Source organism: Pseudarthrobacter sp. B4EP4b (assembly GCF_006680095.1).
In the GTDB taxonomy this organism is placed as follows: Bacteria; Actinomycetota; Actinomycetes; order Actinomycetales; family Micrococcaceae; genus Arthrobacter.
Genome location: NZ_VHIJ01000018.1, coordinates 97,055 through 113,768, shown reverse-complemented (window position 1 = coordinate 113,768; position 16,714 = coordinate 97,055). Strand labels below are relative to the sequence as shown.

Below are 16,714 nucleotides of genomic sequence, written 5' to 3'. Positions count from 1 at the left end.
TCACCAGTCGTGGACCGTTCCGTCGATGAGGCGGTTGTAGGGCAGGTAGGCCTGCTGGTAGGGGTAGGCTGCTGCGGCTTCTTCGTTGAATTCGACGCCGATGCCGGGGTTGTCGCCGGGGTGGAGGTAGCCGTCCACGAAGGTCATGGATTGTTCGAAGACCTCGTTGGTCTTGTCCGAGTGCTGCATGTATTCCTGGATGCCGTAGTTATGGATCGCCAAACCAACGTGCAGCTGCGCGGCGAACCCGACCGGGGAAATGTCCGTGGGGCCGTGGAAGCCGGACTTGATCTGGTACTGCGCGGCGAAGTCCATCACCTTCTTCAACGGGGAGATCCCGCCGAAGTGGGTGGAGGCGGCCCGGACGTAGTCGATCAGCTGTTCCTTGATGATGGTCTGGTAGTCCCACACCGTGTTGAAGATTTCCCCGATGGCCAGCGGGGTGGTGGTGTGCTGGCGGACCAGGCGCAGGCCCTCCTGGTTCTCGGCCGGGGTGCAGTCCTCCAGCCAGAACAGGTCATACGGCTCCAGCGCCTTGCCCAGCTTCGCGGCCTGGATCGGCGTCATCCGGTGGTGCCCGTCGTGCAGCAAAGGGATCTCCGGGCCGAACTCGTTCCGGACCGCCTCAAACACGGTAGGCAGGTGGCGCAGGTAGGCCCTGGTGTCCCAGTCCTCCTCCACCGGGAACGCACCCCGCCCGGCAGGTTCGTAGTCATACCGCTCCCCCGAGGCCTGCGCCTGAGCCGCCACTCCGTAGACCGCCTTGATCCCGGGCACGGCGGTCTGGATCCGGATGGACTTGTACCCGAGCTCCAGGTGCTCCCGGACCGAATCAAACAAAGACGGAAGGTCCGCCCCCGAGGCGTGCCCGTAAGCGCGCAGCCCGTTCCGCGATGCCCCGCCCAGCAACTGGTACACCGGCATGCCCGCCATCTTGCCCTTGATGTCCCACAACGCCATATCAACCGCCGCGATCGCGGCCATCGTCACCGGGCCCCGGCGCCAATACGAGGACCGGTACAGGAACTGCCAGGTGTCCTCGATCCGGTGCGGGTCCTTCCCGATCAACAGCTGCGCCACATGCTCCTTCAAGTACGCGGCAACAGCAAGCTCACGGCCGTTCAACGTGGCGTCACCAATACCGGTCACACCATCCTCGGTAGTGATCCGGAGCGTCACGAAATTCCGGGAGGGACTGGTCACAAAGACGTCAGCAGCAACGATTTTCATAGGATTTGGGTGTTCCTTCCGGGTTCAAATATGTGTGGGGGCATCGATGGACGACGCGGTGCCGAGGGTTCCGCAGAGCCCGTGGACAAGGGAAACAATCTGCGGGTCGTCGGCAAGATTCGCGCTGACCAGCCGGAGCAGCGCCTGGACCCTCTCAATGCCATCCAGTCTGTTCGCCCCGCGGATCTCCGCACTGAGCGGGTCCTGGAAGTCCTGGGCGAAACCTAGGTAATCGATCCAGGCGGCCAGCATCCGCGCACTGCTTCTGCCGGTCCGGCCGTCGGACCGTTCGCCTAAAAGGACGGGAACTGCCCGCATGCGAAGCTTCGTGGTTCCGTCCGCCGCGATCTGGGCAAGGCGGTGGGCTATCCGGGCATTACCGAAGCGCTCCAGCAGTGCCCGCCGGTACTGCGGGATCTCCAGTCCCTCCCCCTGCAGTTGTCTGGCTGCCTCGTCCCAGAAATCCTCCACGGCTTTGCGGCAGAGCGGGTCGGCCAGCGCCTCGGCAACGGTGGTGTGGCCGCGGAGCTGCCCGGCATACGCCAGGATCGAGTGGGAACCGTTCAGCAGCCACAGTTTGCGGTTTTCGTAGGGCTCGATGTCATCAACAACGACGGCGCCGGCTTCCTCCCAGCGCGGCCTGCCGGCCGGGAAGTCCCCGCTGAGCACCCAGTTCCGGAACGGTTCGGCCACGACAGGTGAGCTGTCCCGGTATTGGCAGCGCTCCGCCACTTCCTCGATGTCCGTGTGCCTGGTCCCCGGGGTGATTCGGTCCACCGAGGTGCTGACAAAGCTGACATTGCCGGCGATCCAGTCAGTCAGCTCCTGACCCCAGGCGGCGGCCATACCCAGGACAGCGCGGCGCGCCACGTCCCCGTTGGCCGACAGGTTGTCACAGCTCACGACGGCGAGCGGCCCGGCGTCTGCGTCCTTCCGGCCTGCGAGCGCCAGCACCAGCCGTCCCAATGGGGTTGAGGGTGTCCCGGTTCCCCCGGCTGCTGCCGCTGCCAACTCACGGAGGTCGCCGGCCGCGGCGGGAGCATCGGCGTCGAAGGTACCATCTGCGGCCAGCCCGTAGGCGGCCTCCGTGATGGTCATGGTGACGATGGCCGTCTCCCTGGCCGAGACCAGTTCGGACAGGCGGCTGATGTTGGCTCCGTCCACCGCCTCGACGATGCTGCCGATGACTTCGAAGCTGTCCCCGCCGGCCGACCGTTCTATCAGGGTATAGAGGCAATCCTGGCCGGATAGTGCTTGGGCGGCATCAGGGCGGCGGCCGGTGAAGGCAGCTATCCCCCAGCCCCCGGCGTCGGATGAATGCTGCGTGTACCAGGCCTGGTGGGACCGGTGAAAGGCACCCAGGCCAAGATGCACGATACGTACCGGTGCCTTGGGCAGCGGTTTCAGGCTGCGGTCCAGCACAGGGGGGACACCATTCACAGTTTGAACACCCGCCGTGGGGATGCATCAACGATGTCCACAATCAGCTCATGGGCGCGCTCCTCGCTGATCCGGTGCTCGGCCACCAGCCGGGCCAGGAAGGAAGCCTCAATTCGCCGGGACGTATCGTGCCGGGCTGGTATGGAACAGAAGGCGCGCGTGTCATCAATGAATCCTGAGGACCGGGAGAAACCAGCCGTTTCCGTCACTGCGGATCGGAAACGCAGCATTGCGTCGGGTGCGTCAAGGAACCACCACGGGGCACCGATGTACACGGAAGGGTAGAAACCAGCAAGCGGTGCCAGCTCACGCGAGAAGACGGTTTCGTCCAGCGTGAACAGCACGAGGTGGAAGTCCTTGGCCGTGCCAAAGTCCTTCAACAGCGGACGGATGGCCTCGGTGTAGTTCACGGCGAATGGAATGTCGTGGCCCGTGTCGGCGCCAAAGGCGTCAAATGTAGGGCCGTGGTGGTTTCGGTACGAGCCCGGGTGGATGGTCATGACCAGCCCGTCCTCTACGGACATCCGGGCCATTTGATAAATCATGTGGGCCTCGAAGGCATCCCGCTCCTTCGGGCCCGCCTGGCCGGCCCTGCCCCGCTCGAAAAGCCGCTCCGCCTCGGCGTCGTCCAGCTTGAGGGTGGCGGGAGTGAACACGCCGTGGTCCGCTGAAACTGCTCCGCGCTCAACAAAGTGTCGCCTGCGTGCCTCGAGCGCCCGGATATATCCCGCGTAACCGGAAGCACCCCCGCCGGCCACAGCAATGAGCCGTTCCACGTTGCCCTGCCAGGCCGGGTGGGCCATGTTGAGGTACTGGTCCGGCCGAAAGGTGGGCAGCACCCGGCCCGGAAACGCGGGGTCTGCCTGCAGAGCGGCATGGCTGTCCAGCGAGTCCAGGGGATCGTCCGTGGTGGCGAGCACCTCTATGTTGAACTCCTTGAACAGTTGCCGCGGCCGGAATCCAGGCTCTTCAAGCTTGGATGCGAGCGCGTCGTAGAGCCTGTCGGCGTTCTCCACCGTGGGCTCTTCGTGCAGACCGAAAACATGCTCGAACTCCTGGCGGATCCAATACCCGGAAGCCGTGCCCTCGAAGGCGGGCCATGCGGCACAGAAGTTGCGCCAGACCTCACGGGAGCCGGCCGGTGAAGCACCAAGGCCCAACCGGTCCATGGGAACACCGCCTGCGTGGATCAGACGGGTCACGTAGTGGTCGGGGGTGACCAGGAGGGCGGCAGGATCGGGGAACGGCAGGTTCTGCTCGATGACCCCTGCATCTACGTGTCCATGCGGCGAGATGATCGGCAGGCCGGCTACCCGGCTGTACAGGGAACGGGCGATCTCCCGGACTGCCGGCTCTGCCGGCAGGAGCCGGTCGGGATGTGCTGCTATTGAAGGTGCCATGGCCTTACCGGGCCCCGGCACTTGCGGTGAGGCCGGCGAGGGCAGCCGTGCGGCGCAGGTAGTCAAGGTTGCCGGCAGTGCGTTCGGCCAAGGGAAGTTCCGTAGAGAAGTCTTCCACCGTAACCCAGCCGTCGTAGCCATGGGCCGCCAACGCCTTGAAGTATTCCAGCACGCTCCCCTGCCCTGACTGCAGGGGTGCCCACTCGTTGCGGAAAACGACCGCACCGGACTCATCCGTCTCGTCGGCGCGGACCCATACGGCGTTTTTGACATGGATATGCGCCAGGTACTCTCCCAGCAGTTCGAAAGCGGGGAGATAGTCTTCCTGGCCCTCGATCAGCAGGTTGCCAAGGTCGTGAATGACCCCCACGTGCCGGGGATCCAGGCCCTCCAGCAGGCGCCGGGCAGAGGAAGCGGACGCCGTAATGGTCCGATGATGCAGTTCCACCAGTGCTTTCACGCCATGGTGGGCCGCCCGTTCCGCCACCCATTCAAAGTCCCGCCGGGCGGCTTCGAACAAGTCGGGGTAAGGAATGCCGCTGGGCTGTTCGCCTCCCCATTCCGCCGTTCCCAACGGAAGGGTGGTGACGCGGACCTGGCCCGCGCCCAAGGCTGCGGTAGCCCCGAGCATCCGTTCGACGTCGTTGTGGTTGTCACACCGGGCGTATCCTCCGATGCAGGACATCTGGAGGCCTGCTTCCCGGGTGATGGTGGCTACTCTTTGCAGGTTGTCTTCAAGGCCGGACAGCGGAATGGTCGCCTTGTTGCCGGCCCAGAAACCGGGTTCGGCCGTCTCAGCCTGGTCGGTGATGCGCCATTCGATGCCGTCCCAGCCCTGGGCCGCAAGATGGTTTACGGCTTCTTCGGGAGTCCAGTCAGGCGTGGACGCGGTGAACACTGAAAATTTCATGGCTTCAGGCGCTTTCTGTCGAAGTATTGCCCGTGCGGACTTCGAGGTCGTTGTACTTGCCGGCCAGGACGTCGTCGAAAAGTACCGCCTGGTTAAGCGTCGCTGACACGTAGACGGCGCGTACCGTTGCGAGGGCATTGACGGCGTCGCTCACGGTGACGCCGGGCTGCCTGCCTTCGGTGATGGCAGCGATAATGTCGCGGTACTGGCGTACGTGCCCCGCGGGATACACGGTGGGATCCTTGGCCTCGTATTCTTCGGCCGGATACTTTGCCAGTTCTTCCTGGGCCTGGTTTCCCCCGCCCTGCAGCCCCATGTCGGCGGACGCTCCGCCGGCATCTTTGGTATGAAAGTAGTGAAGCTGGTCATTGTCCACCACCGCGGACCCTTCCGAGCCCATCAGCTGGACCCGGACGGTCAGGCCGGGGTAGGCCGCCGTCGTGGCGTGCAGCACGGCCAGGCCGCCGTTCTCGAAAGTTACGGTGGCCACGGCCGTGTCCTCCACCTCGATACGTTCGTGCGCCAGGCGTGCTGTGTGGGCGTGGATCTCCACCGGCCGGCCCATGAACCACAGCAGCAGGTCAACCGTGTGGACGCCCTGGTTCATCAAGGCCCCGCCGCCGTCCATTGACCAGGTACCGCGCCAGTCACCGGAATCGTAGTAACCCTGGCTGCGCCACCACGCCACTGAAGCGATGGCCGAGGTCAGGCGGCCGAATCGTCCCTTGGCAACAGCATCGGCAACAGCAACGCTGGATTGGTCGAACCGGTGCTGGCTGATCACGGAGGCGACGATGCCACGCCGTGCGGCCTCATTGGCGGCCGCCTCGATTTCCTGGGCCCGGTTCAGGTCCACGTCCAAGGGCTTTTCGATAACCACGTGCTTGCCGGCGGCGAGGACCTCAAGGCCCTGCTGGATGTGCAGTCCGCTGGGGGTGGCCAACGCCACCAGGTCGATCCCGGTTGCGGCGAAGGCCTCCTCGAGGGTGGCGTGCACAGAAGGCCTCGGACGGCCGCTCTTTTGGATGAAGTCAGCAAGGGACTCGGCGGCGTCGGGGACCGCGTCCACGAGCGCCACGATGCTGGCTTCGGGAAACTCCTGCAGGGCTGCTGCGTGGGTTCGTCCGATGACGCCGCAACCGGTGATTGCGACCTTCAATGTCTCACTCATACCGTCTGGACTCCTGCTTCTGATGTGACTTTTGCGAAGGCGCGGGCAGCAATGCCAAATGCTGTGGGGCCGGAGAATCCGCCCAGGCCGTGGGCGCCGGCAAGGTGGGGTTCCAAGGAAGCGAAGCCGTCGAAACCGTCCGCTTTGAGTGCTTCCACCGTGCGCAGCACGTCGCCGTCGCCTTCCCCTGCCGGGACGACATGTCCGTTGGAGAAAAGGGCATCCTTGACCTGCAGGTACTCCAGGTGCGGGCGCAGCTTTTCATAGGCCTCATCAAACGGTTTGACGCCTACCTGCACGAAGTTGGCTGCATCCCATGCCACCTTCAGCGCCGGTGAATTTACGCTTTCAATGATGTCCAGCACGCGGTCCGGGACATCCCCGAAAATATCCTTCTCGTTCTCGTGCAGCAGGACCACACCTGCCTCCTCGGCGACAGCAGCGAGCGCACGCATGCGCTCGATCACGGCCTCGCGGATGCTTTCGACCGGGACGGTTTCACCGTAGTAGAAGGAGAAGATGCGGATGTACTTTGCGCCCAGGACCTTTGCGGCCTTGACGGCACGGTGCAGGCGATCCACTTCGTGCTCTACTGGCAGGCTGACATCCACTTTCCCAATTGGAGAGGCGATCGCAGACACTTTCATGTCCTTCGCGGCCAATAGTGACGCCAGGGACTGCAACTGCTCATCGCTGAGGTCCACGATGTTCGTGCCCCATGCGCTTCGAACCTCGATGTGGTTGGCACCGAGCGCCTGCAGCACCGCGATCTGGACAGCGGGGTCGTCGTCAATTTCATCGCCGAATCCGGACAGGGCCCAGGAGGCCTGGGGGGCTGAAACCATGCTTACTTAACTCCTCCGGCGGTGAGCCCGCCAACTAGATAACGCTGGAAAATCAGGTAGAGAATGACCACTGGAGCGGCGCATACGAGTGCCGCCGCCATCATCTGGCCATAGAACGGGATGGCGCCGCCCTCCTGCGACGCACCGAAGATCTGGAGTGCTACGGCGGCCGTCTGGCTTTCCGGCCTGGTCATCACGGATGCGAACAGGACATCGTTCCAGCCGAGCAGGAAAGCGAAAATTCCGGAAACCACAATCCCGGGCCAACTCAGGGGCAGGATGATCTTGAACAGGACACCGAGATTGCTGGCGCCGTCGATCTTGGCCGCTTCCTCAAGTTCTTTGGGAAGCCCGCGCAGGTAGGTGACCATGACCCACGTGGAGAACGGCATGGCGAACGTCAGGTACGTGACGAACAGTCCCCACTGGGTTCCGATGACCTGGATGCCCAAATATGTTGAGGCCGAGGAGAACAGCACGAACACGGGAAGCACCATCAGGGTGCCCGGCACTGACTGGAGTGCAAGAAGCCCGCGGAGGATGGTCAGGCGGCCCCGGAAGCTGTAGCGGACCAGGACGAATGCGGTCGAAACCGACAAAGCTGCCGAGACAACAGCTGTTGCTCCTGCAACCAGCACGCTGTTGGCAAGTCCCGTTGCCAGTCCCACGCTGGTCCAGATCTTCGAATAGTTATCGAGGTTGAAGCTGGAGGGCCAGAATTCGCCGTTCGCCACGCCGATATCCGAGTTCACCGATGCCAGGAAGATGTAAAGCACGGGGATCAGCACCAAGGCTCCGAGGAACACGAGGATGATCGTGAGCAAGGGGCCCGGGAGCAACCGCAGGACTTCGTGCTGGCGCTTTGAACCTGGACGCGGAATGTCCGTGGTGCCCGGACTCCGCCGGGTGGCAGTGGAGGTGCTCATTTCTTGGCTCCAGGTGACTCGGCGTCGTCGAGCTTGACGGCCCGGAGGTAGACGAACAGCGGGATGGCGATCAATACCAGGGAGATAAAGGCCATCGCCGCGCTCAGCCCGAACCGGAAGCTCTGGAAACTGGTGACGTAGGTGAGGATGGGAAGGACTTCCACATCAGCCGGCGCCGGGACACCGAACAGGACAAAGGGAAGCGTGAAGTTGTTGATGTGGTGCAGCATGCCAATCAGGAAGGCGAGCGACAGTGGGCCCTTCAGGTACGGGAACACCACGTACCTGAGCTTGTTCCACCACAGGGCGCCATCAAGTGCCGAAGCCTCGTGCACCTCATGGTCCACAGCCTGCAGTCCTGAGAGCGCCAGCAAGTAGATGAACGGCCACGATGCCCATATCTGCACCAGCACCAGCGTCCAGAACGTCTGTGGTCCGTTCAGCCACAGGCCGACGTCAATCCCCACCGTTCCGATGGCCTTGTCCACGATGCCGTCCGGCTGGAGCATGGTGCGCCATACCGTGGCCACTACGAAGGAAGGCAGGACATACGGAATCAGGAAGATTGACCGGATGACGGCGCGTCCTTTGAAGGCGTTCTGGGTTGCTACGGCGGCAGCGATGCCAAGCGGCAGCGTCACCACCATAGCGAGCAGTGAGTAGCTGACACTCAGCCAGACAGAGTGCAGAAGCGGAGAACTGGTCATTGCCTCAACGAAGTTTTCGACTCCGATGAACGGCGCGGAGACCCATTTCCGCAGCGTGTACTGGTCCAGGTTGAGGGCGGACATGAAGATGCCCAGCAGGAGGGGCACGACGATGATAATGATCATCAGCACCCCGCCGGGGATAAGCATCCAGAGCGGCCGGTTACGTTCGCTCAGGCCCTTGCGGCGCGGGCTGCTCGGCCCGCTGGGCTCTTGGCTGGAAGCATCACCGGCAGAGTGTGCCGCCCGGCTTGCGGCGGACTCCGCCGCAAGCCGGACTTCGTTGGAGGCGTCGGTTGACATCAGAAGTTATCCCTTGGAGGCCCGGTCCAGGGAAGCCTGGCCCTTGCTCTGGGAGTCCTTGATCCTCGATTCGAGGGCCGCCTCGTCCACCTTGCCTGCGGCAAGGTCCGGAACGGACTGCACGGTGACGTTGAGGAGGCCGAGCTGCATGTCGCCCCAAGCGCCGGTGAAGGGGGTTGCCTTGGACTTGGCGGCAGCGTCAGCGAGCGGCTTGAGCTTGGGGTCGGTCAGGCTGGCCAGGGCCTCAGCGTTCGCGGGCAGGTCGCCGAAAATTTTCTGGTAGTTCAGCTGTTCATCTTTGGAGGTGATCAGCTTAATGTAGGCGAAGGCGAGGTCCTTCTGCTTTGAGTAATCGGCCACCACGATGTTGTCCCCCGAGAGGATGCTTGCGGCATCACCGTCGGACTTGGACTTCGTCTCGCCCGGCGCGATGGTCGGCATCAGGGCGTACTCGTATTTTCCGGCGATCTCCGATTTATCCAGCGTTGGTATCGAGCTGGAAGTGGTCATCATGAGGTAGCCCGCCTTGCCGCTGGCAAAGGCTGCCACGGCATTGCTGTTGCTCCAGCCTACTGATGCGGGGTCAACCACTTTGTCTTCTGTGAGCCAGCCAAAGTACGTCTGGTAGGCCTTCTTGACTGTGGGATCGTCCAACTTGAACTTGTTGCCGTCCACTAAGGGGTTGCCGGCCTGGACGGACATCGCCCAGATGAACTTCCAGGGGTCGAAGTTGTCCTTGTAGCCGGTGGCGATGCCGAAGGTGCCGTCTTTGGTCATCTTCTTTGCCTGCTCCGCGAGCTCATCCCAGCTGGTGGCGGGCTTGTCGATTCCGGCGGCTGCCAGAAGGTCCTTGTTGTAGGCCATCACGAACGGGCGGCTGACGAAGGGAATGCCGGCCTGGTGGTCCGCATCGGGGCCGGAGATACCCAGCGTGGCGGGATTGAAGCGGTCCTTGCCACCCACCTTCTTCCAGTCATCGTCCGAAAGGGTGACGAAAGCTTTCGTGGCATAGGCGGTAGGAGTGAAGGTGGTACCGAGGCTGTAGACGTCCGGGCCCTGCCCCGAGACAACCGAGGTCTGGATACGGGTGAGCTCATCGTTGGCGGAGGCGAAAGTTTCAAACTTTACGTCGGCTCCGGTTTCAGCCTTGAATTTTGCCGCGATGTCGGCCTGCCACTGCTTCTGCTGTTCCGGATACTGGCTCAGAACGTTCACCAGGACGTTCAGGGTTTTGCCCGTTCCGTCCACTTTTCCGTCGGCGCTGGTGGAGCTGTCAGTGGACCCTGAGCCGCCGCCGCAACCGGTCAAAGCCAATGCCGCAGCCGTAACGATTGCCGCGAGCCCGGAAGATGATCTAAACCTCATTGTTTTCTCCTCTTTGGAAACCCGCATGGCCACAACGTCTAGTGGCGGACATCCCTGCAGGCGATTCGAAATTCAGTCTAGGAAGAGGGCAACAGTTGCGGCAAGCGGTTGCCAAAAGTTGCCAAAAGATGTTTTGATGAAGTCACGTCCTCCCTATGGACGTCGATCTCTTGTTTCATCGGCCGGGCTGCCCGGCACGAAAGGAATGGCCATGGTTACACCCGGAGCAGGGGGCGAGCCGAGAGAAGGGAGCGCGGTTCCGGAACGCATGCCAACCATCCGCGATGTCGCCCTGCTGGCAGGAGTAGCCACATCAACGGTTTCCCGCGCGCTCTCCAAGCCGGAACGGGTGAACCGCCATACCCGGGAACGGATTGAAGCAGCAGCAGCACAGCTGAACTACGTGCCCAGCTCACAGGCGCAGGGCCTCAGCTCGGGCCGCACCAACGCCGTCGCCGTCCTCGTGCCGGACATTACCAACCCGTTCTACTTCGACATCATTCGCGGCACCCAGCACCAACTCAAGGCCGCGGGATACACACAGCTCCTTGTGGACACAGAAGAGTCCAGCGAGATGGAACTTGAGGCACTGCACAAGATGCGACGGTCCGCAGACGGCTTCATCCTCGCGGCCTCCCGTTTGACGGACACGCAACTGGCCGAGGTTTCCGGGATCCAGCCCGTGGTAACCATCAACCGGGCATCAGCCAGCACCCCCACAGTTGTTATTGACACCCCGTCCGCCGTTGTACAGGCCCTGGAGCACCTGGCTTCGTTGGGTCATCACCGCGTTTGCTACGTCAGCGGTCCGCCCACCTCCTGGTCCAACCGGGCACGCTGGAATGTCTTCGAGGAGGAGTCATCCAAACGCGGCCTGGAAGTCCATCACATCGGCCCATTTACTCCCAAGACAACATCGGGCGCGGCGGCGGCGGATGCGGCGGCACGAACCGGCGCCACCGCATGCATCGTATTCAACGACCTCCTGGCGATTGGAATGCTCCAAAGGCTTCGCGAGCGCGGAATCCGCGTGCCTGAGGACATGAGCATCGTTGGGTCGGATGACATTTTCGGCGCTGATTTCTGCAACCCGCCGCTAACCACCATCGCCAGCCCCATCGAACAGGCAGGGCGGGTGGCTGTCTCCATGCTTCTTTCCCAGCTGAATCCTGTTCCCGGCCGCTCCAGCCGCCAGCTGGCGGTTATGCCTACGCACCTGACCATCCGCGCCTCCACGGGTCCTGCGCCGGCGTAGGCCTGACGGGACAATCAAGATCATAGGCACTAAGCAGAAAGCCCCGGCGGCGCTGCCGCCGGGGCTCCCCGGGATTGACTGCTGCTAGAGCCGGTCCGTCTTGTCGTCGCCCTTGTGGGTTGCCCCGCGCAGGTTCTCCTGGACCTTGCCGAACAGGTCCTTGATGGTGGACTCGGCGTTGGAGATAACGTCCACCGGCACATACACGTCATGGTTGAGCGGCAGGTCGTATTCGTCCTTCAGGTGCGTGCCGTTTCCCACCCCGGTCAGGGACAGGTAAACCATGGCCTCGGTGCGGGCGATTCCGGCAAGCTTGCCAAAAACCACCGTGAACTCGTTGGGCTGGAAGCTGATGGTCTGGCCGATATGGCTGCGGCCAAGTTCACCAGCGGGAACAACCTTTTCCGACTGGCTTCCGGTGTATTCCATAATTACTCCTCAGGTCGGGCGGGCATCTACGCCTGCAGTCTAGTCTCGCCCCGATCGCCCGGTACACCTCCCTGCCCCGGCACATCCCGCCGGCAACGTGTTGGTGCGGTGCACAAATCTGCGCCGCCCCGCGTGGCCAGTCCTCCATTGAACACGGCCTCACCGGCCCGCTTTGATGGAGGAGGGCCGGCATCATCCGTTCCCCAAATCCTCAACCAAAGAAAGCAGAGTGGCTTCGATGACGAATCGCGTCAAAGGTCCCGGCCTCTGGGAAGACGTACAAGTGGGCGACCCCGTGGAACTGAGCAGGAACGGCCGGGCAGCCTACGCAGGCCTGGTGGATGACCGCACTGCCGACGGAGACGTGGTGTGGGTCAGAACCCCGGTGGGAGGCCGCCGCCTTTTCCACATCTCCGACGGCTACGAGCTCGCAGTCGCCGCCTCCTGACGGGCTTGGGCGCAATGCCGCAAGCTGCAAGACTGGGTCCAACGCCTCAGTAGAACCACCAGGAGCTGCCATGACCGCGCATCACCCAGCCGAGAGTTCCAACCGCTTCACCAGCCTCCTGGGCATCGACGTTCCGGTGGTGCTTGGCCCCTTCGGCGGTGTCTCCTCGGTGGCGCTCACCGCCGCAGTGAGCGACGGCGGCGGGCTGGGTTCGTTCGGGCTCTACGGGTACGACGCCGCTGCCATCCATAAGACTGCAGCCCAACTTCGCGAGGCGACAGCCAAGCCGTTCGCCTTGAATCTTTGGGTGCCCACCGGAAGCGAAATCGCTGCCCTCCCGACCCAAGATTTCGAACGATACACCGCCACGCTGAAGCCCTATTTTGACGAGCTCGGCCTTCCCTACCCTGAGATGCCGGACCGGTACATGCCGGATCACGGCGAGCAGGTGGAGGCCGCACTCGAAGCGCGTCCCGCCGTCGTCAGTTTTGTCTTTGGTGTTCCTGGCCCCGACGTCGTGGAGGAGGCGCACCGCCGCGGCATCAAGGTGGTGGGCACCGCTACCACCGTCGCCGAGGCGGTGGCGCTGGAGGCAGGAGGTGTTGATGCGGTGGTGGCCACCGGGATGGAGGCCGGCGGCCACCGGGTGTCCTTCCTGAAGCCCGCCGAAGAATCGCTGGTGGGTACGTTTGCGCTGGTCCCGCAGGTGGCCGACGCCGTGTCCGTTCCGGTCATCGCGGCGGGCGGCATCGCGGACCGCCGCGGTTTCGCTGCCGCCATGGCACTGGGCGCTGATGCGGTGCAGGTAGGAACGGCTTTCCTGGCCACCCGTGAATCCGCCGCCGTGCCCGCCTACCGGGAGGTCCTGCACAGCCCCGCCGCTTCGCACACTGTGTTGACCCGCGCCCTCAGCGGCCGGCTCGCCCGCGGCATTCCCAACCGGATCATTGCTGAGCTTGAAGAAACCGGCGAAGTGGCCCCTTTCCCGGTGCAGAACTGGCTGACGGGGCGGTTCCGTCCGCAGGCCGCCGCCCAGGGAAACACTGACCTGATGTCCCTGTGGGCCGGCCAGTCGGCGCCGCTGCTCCGGCACCACACCGCAGCAGAGGTCCTCGCCGAACTGCTGGCCGGAGCCTGAGCGGGCCGGCTGCCTTCGGTTGCAGCCAGATACTGTTCCCGGACCGCGTGCCCCATCCACCATCAGCCGGACACCGAATCACCGATAGAATCTGAACGATATCTGACCGGCGCCGCCTGCCCGCGCCTGGTTCCGGCACCGGGAAGGGATGATCCGTGCGAACACACCGCCCGCGCGCGCCCTTTCACTTCCTCCGGACATCCGCGATGGCCACTGTCATCCTGGCGCTTGCCTCCGGCGCCCACCTTGCCGGCGGCGGGGAACTGCCGGCCCCGGCCATCCTGCTGGCGGTGCTGGCACTGACCACGCTCGGCAGCACCACTGCCACCCGCCTGAGGTTGGGGTTTCCAGCCATGGCCGGACTGTTGGGCGGCGGACAGCTGGCGCTGCACGAAGTGTTTACTGCCTTTGGTACTCCGGGCGCCGCGGCGGCGGGAGCACCCACCCTTCACGCCGGACACCTCGCGGGCGCCGATGTACTGCCTGTGGCGTTGGGCCACGCCCATGCCGCGGAACCTGCGTCCGGGCCCCTGATGCTTGCCGCACACGCCGTGGCAACGCTCGTTTGCGCACTCCTGCTGGCAAAGGGCGAGGAGGCCCTGTGGGCACTCGCGGCCTGGCTGCGGCCTTTGGCGGCCCTCCCCCACGCGGTGGCGCCCGACGCCGTTCCACCGGCTTTCGCTTCCTTTCCCACCGCTGCTGCGCCACGGCCACCCTGGCGGAACCTGCGTCAAGACAGCCGGCGCGGCCCGCCGCCCGCCGTCGTACTTTCCCGCTAGAACCGCCCCCGCACTCCCGGCGGCGGCACCCATACTTTTGCGCGCCTTGCTCCTATTCCTGTTCCTGACGGGACGGCGCGCCGGAAAGGCAACACCATGAACACCTCAGCACTTCGCCGCACCCTGCAAACAGCCGCCGCCACCGGAGGCGCTGCAGCCCTGCTGGTCGCCGTAGCAGGCGGGGCCTCGGCACACGTCGGCGTGACGCCGGACAAGACCGACGCCAACTCGTACGCCCTGCTCACCTTCGGAATCCCGCACGGCTGCGACACCTCAAGCACCACCAAAGTGGCCATCACGCTGCCGCAGGAACTCAACGATGCCCAGCCCACGGTCAATCCCAACTGGACCGTGGAAAAGGTCACCGAACAACTCGCCGAGCCGAAGAAGCTGGCCGACGGCACCTCCATTACCAAGCGGACCAGCCAGATTGTCTACACCGCCAAGGCGCCCCTGGCCCACGAGCTCCGGGATGCCCTGGTGCTCTCCGTGAAGCTCCCTGATGCTGCCGGCAGCACGCTGTACTTCCCCACCCTCCAAAGCTGCGAAACCGGGCAGACGGACTGGTCGGAGATCGCGAAAGACGGCCAGGACCCGCACGCCCTGAAGGCGCCGGCGCCCTCGATTACGGTCACCCCGGCAGCGGGCGCAGGACACAGCGAAGCCGCCACTGCCTCGGATTCGCACTCCAGCGCCGCCTCCACCGCGGAAGCCCTGGTGACGGACAGCGGGGCCGATGCCCGGAGCTGGGCGGGCCTGGCCGCGGGCATCGGCGGCCTGGTTCTCGGCGGCGTTGCATTCTTCCGCAGCGGCGCCAGGAGCAAGACCTCCGCGGACCCGGCGGCCAAGTAGGGCAAGGGCGTTGGTGCCCGGATCATCACGATCCGGGCATCAAATTGCCGCGCCACCTCGCCGCATCGTTGACGCGGCCCACCACTGCCGCGAAGGTGGTGCCATGAGGTCTCAGCGAATTTCACACGGGCTTGCCATCACGACGGCGGCAACGGCCGCCGCACTGCTGCTCAGCGGGTGCGGCCCCAGCCAGCCGCAATCATCAACGACCCCCACTCCGGGCACCAGCTCTGCCAGCCCCGGCGCCACATCCGCGTCGCCCACCCCGTCCGGGACGCCGTCGGACCCGCCGTCCACAACTGCTCCGGCTACCGCTCCCCCCGCAGGACCGGCGCTCTGCAAGGCCGCCGGGCTCTCCGCAGCCACGGACGCGTCCGGCGGCGGGGCTGCGGGCAGCGTCTACATGAAGCTCAACCTCACCAACACCGGTTCCGAGCCCTGCCTGCTCCGGGGTTTTGCCGGCGTATCCCTGACCGCCGACGCAGCCGGCGCCCCCATCGGTGCGCCGGCCATCCGCGACGAAGCCACCGCACCCACCGACGTCCTGCTGGCACCCGGGCAGACAGGCTCGGCCGTCCTGCGCTACACCCAGGCCGGCAACTATCCCGACTGCGCTATGGTGGACGCCGCCGGCTACCGGATCTATCCGCCGGAAGATACGGCGTCGCTCTTCCTGCCCCAGCCCACCAGGGCCTGCAGCAACGCGGAGATTACGCTGCTCACCATCGGAGCGTTCCAGCCGGCTTAGGTCCCCGAAGCAAAAGGCAAGAGCCCTCAGCACACAGAACTGAAGGCGGTCCGGCATGTGCCGGACCGCCTTCAGTCTGGTTTGGTTCGCGAGTCTTCCTAGTGGAGGTCTTCCTAGTGGAGGTCTTCCTAGTGGGCCGTGGTGGTTCGGCCGGCACGCGCGGTGCCGCGGGACAGCGCCACGCCCAGCCCGATCATGCCGACGCCCAGGACAAAGTGCAGCCAGTTGTCGGCGGTGTTCAGCGGGACGAAGTTCGCCGGCGTGTCATGTCCGATCAGCAGGCCGTAAAGCCAGAGAACCAGGTAGATGGCGCCACCAACGACCAGGTAGTTCCTCGACTGTGCAGCATTCCGGGCCAAGGCGATCCCGGCGACGCCAAACAGCAGGTGGACGATGTTGTGAAGAATCGACACCTGGAAAATGCCCAGCAGCAGGGCCTCAGAGTCATGGCCGGCGAAACCCAGGGATTCGTAGTTGCTGGTGATGCCCGGGATGAACCCCAGGATGCCCACCAGGAGGAACACTGCGCCCACCGCAAGGGTCGCTTTCTGGATATTAGTACGGCCCACGGTGCGACCGTTCGAACTCATACTTGTCATGATCACTCCTGCTGTTTTGTCGTTTCCGTTTACATCATGGCTGCCGGGTTGGGCCTGACCATAGACTTAAACACCGACATCATAAGTATACTTATCACCTACGCCACGCATAGATCAGGGCCGGTAACAGACCCATCACAAAAGGCCCGCCAGGGCCCGGACCAAAGGC

17 protein-coding genes are annotated in these 16,714 nt (G+C 64.2%); 6 read left to right on the top strand and 11 right to left on the bottom strand.

Annotation, left to right across the window (positions count from 1 at the left end):
• Genes manD through FNL14_RS06925 form a run of 9 tightly spaced genes read right to left on the bottom strand, consistent with a single transcriptional unit; the run spans window position 1 to window position 10,297 of the window.
• A complete protein-coding gene (gene manD / locus FNL14_RS06965) occupies window positions 1-1,230 on the bottom strand; it encodes a D-mannonate dehydratase ManD (RefSeq protein ID WP_142058779.1) in 1,230 nt (409 codons plus the stop codon).
• 24 nt (window positions 1,231-1,254) lie between these two features.
• A complete protein-coding gene (locus FNL14_RS06960) occupies window positions 1,255-2,652 on the bottom strand; it encodes a mannitol dehydrogenase family protein (RefSeq protein WP_255470730.1) in 1,398 nt (465 codons plus the stop codon).
• 14 nt (window positions 2,653-2,666) lie between these two features.
• On the bottom strand, window positions 2,667-4,070 hold the full coding sequence (gene uxaC, locus FNL14_RS06955) for a glucuronate isomerase (protein WP_142058777.1): 1,404 nt from the start codon (window positions 4,068-4,070) through the stop codon (window positions 2,667-2,669).
• A 4-nt stretch (window positions 4,071-4,074) separates the two neighbouring features.
• On the bottom strand, window positions 4,075-4,980 hold the full coding sequence (locus FNL14_RS06950) for a sugar phosphate isomerase/epimerase (RefSeq protein ID WP_142058774.1): 906 nt from the start codon (window positions 4,978-4,980) through the stop codon (window positions 4,075-4,077).
• 4 nt (window positions 4,981-4,984) lie between these two features.
• Window positions 4,985-6,151: a Gfo/Idh/MocA family protein gene (locus FNL14_RS06945; RefSeq protein ID WP_091422341.1), complete on the bottom strand. Its 1,167-nt coding sequence runs from the start codon at window positions 6,149-6,151 to the stop codon at window positions 4,985-4,987.
• A complete protein-coding gene (locus FNL14_RS06940; protein ID WP_091422343.1) occupies window positions 6,148-6,996 on the bottom strand; it encodes a sugar phosphate isomerase/epimerase in 849 nt (282 codons plus the stop codon). Before FNL14_RS06940 ends, FNL14_RS06945 begins: the two co-directional genes overlap by 4 nt.
• Window positions 6,997-6,998: 2 nt before the next feature.
• Window positions 6,999-7,922, bottom strand: coding sequence for a carbohydrate ABC transporter permease (locus FNL14_RS06935; RefSeq protein ID WP_142058772.1), 924 nt, complete (start codon window positions 7,920-7,922; stop codon window positions 6,999-7,001).
• The gene (locus tag FNL14_RS06930; RefSeq protein ID WP_142058770.1) at window positions 7,919-8,932 is read right to left on the bottom strand and encodes a carbohydrate ABC transporter permease; all 1,014 of its coding nucleotides are present in this window, start codon (window positions 8,930-8,932) and stop codon (window positions 7,919-7,921) included. Before FNL14_RS06930 ends, FNL14_RS06935 begins: the two co-directional genes overlap by 4 nt.
• 6 nt (window positions 8,933-8,938) lie before the next feature.
• Entirely contained in the window at window positions 8,939-10,297 is a 1,359-nt protein-coding gene (locus FNL14_RS06925) for an ABC transporter substrate-binding protein (protein ID WP_170850868.1), read from the bottom strand.
• 211 nt (window positions 10,298-10,508) lie between these two features.
• Here FNL14_RS06925 and FNL14_RS06920 point away from each other — a divergent pair, with 211 nt between their 5' ends.
• Window positions 10,509-11,552 carry a LacI family DNA-binding transcriptional regulator gene (locus FNL14_RS06920; protein ID WP_142058768.1) on the top strand — a complete coding sequence of 348 codons (1,044 nt, stop codon included), beginning with the start codon at window positions 10,509-10,511 and terminating at the stop codon, window positions 11,550-11,552.
• Between the two features lie 84 nt (window positions 11,553-11,636).
• On the opposite strand, the gene FNL14_RS06915 is transcribed toward FNL14_RS06920, so the two are convergent.
• Complete coding sequence (locus FNL14_RS06915) at window positions 11,637-11,981, bottom strand: hypothetical protein (protein ID WP_091422354.1); 345 nt, start codon at window positions 11,979-11,981, stop codon at window positions 11,637-11,639.
• A gap of 238 nt (window positions 11,982-12,219) precedes the next feature.
• On the opposite strand from FNL14_RS06915, the gene FNL14_RS06910 reads away from it, so the two are divergent.
• The 5 genes from FNL14_RS06910 to FNL14_RS06890 all read left to right on the top strand — a co-directional run bounded on the left by FNL14_RS06910 (window position 12,220) and on the right by FNL14_RS06890 (window position 15,946).
• Complete coding sequence (locus FNL14_RS06910; RefSeq protein ID WP_142058766.1) at window positions 12,220-12,429, top strand: hypothetical protein; 210 nt, start codon at window positions 12,220-12,222, stop codon at window positions 12,427-12,429.
• 70 nt (window positions 12,430-12,499) lie between these two features.
• On the top strand, window positions 12,500-13,567 hold the full coding sequence (locus FNL14_RS06905) for a nitronate monooxygenase family protein (protein WP_142058764.1): 1,068 nt from the start codon (window positions 12,500-12,502) through the stop codon (window positions 13,565-13,567).
• A gap of 206 nt (window positions 13,568-13,773) precedes the next feature.
• On the top strand, window positions 13,774-14,346 hold the full coding sequence (locus FNL14_RS06900; RefSeq protein WP_370455808.1) for a hypothetical protein: 573 nt from the start codon (window positions 13,774-13,776) through the stop codon (window positions 14,344-14,346).
• A gap of 96 nt (window positions 14,347-14,442) precedes the next feature.
• Entirely contained in the window at window positions 14,443-15,198 is a 756-nt protein-coding gene (locus FNL14_RS06895; protein ID WP_142058760.1) for a YcnI family protein, read from the top strand.
• Between the two features lie 103 nt (window positions 15,199-15,301).
• Complete coding sequence (locus FNL14_RS06890) at window positions 15,302-15,946, top strand: DUF4232 domain-containing protein (RefSeq protein ID WP_142058758.1); 645 nt, start codon at window positions 15,302-15,304, stop codon at window positions 15,944-15,946.
• Between the two features lie 128 nt (window positions 15,947-16,074).
• Here FNL14_RS06890 and FNL14_RS06885 read toward each other — a convergent pair whose 3' ends face one another.
• Window positions 16,075-16,545 carry a DUF4383 domain-containing protein gene (locus tag FNL14_RS06885; RefSeq protein ID WP_370455807.1) on the bottom strand — a complete coding sequence of 157 codons (471 nt, stop codon included), beginning with the start codon at window positions 16,543-16,545 and terminating at the stop codon, window positions 16,075-16,077.
• Between the last annotated feature and the right edge of the window lie 169 nt (window positions 16,546-16,714).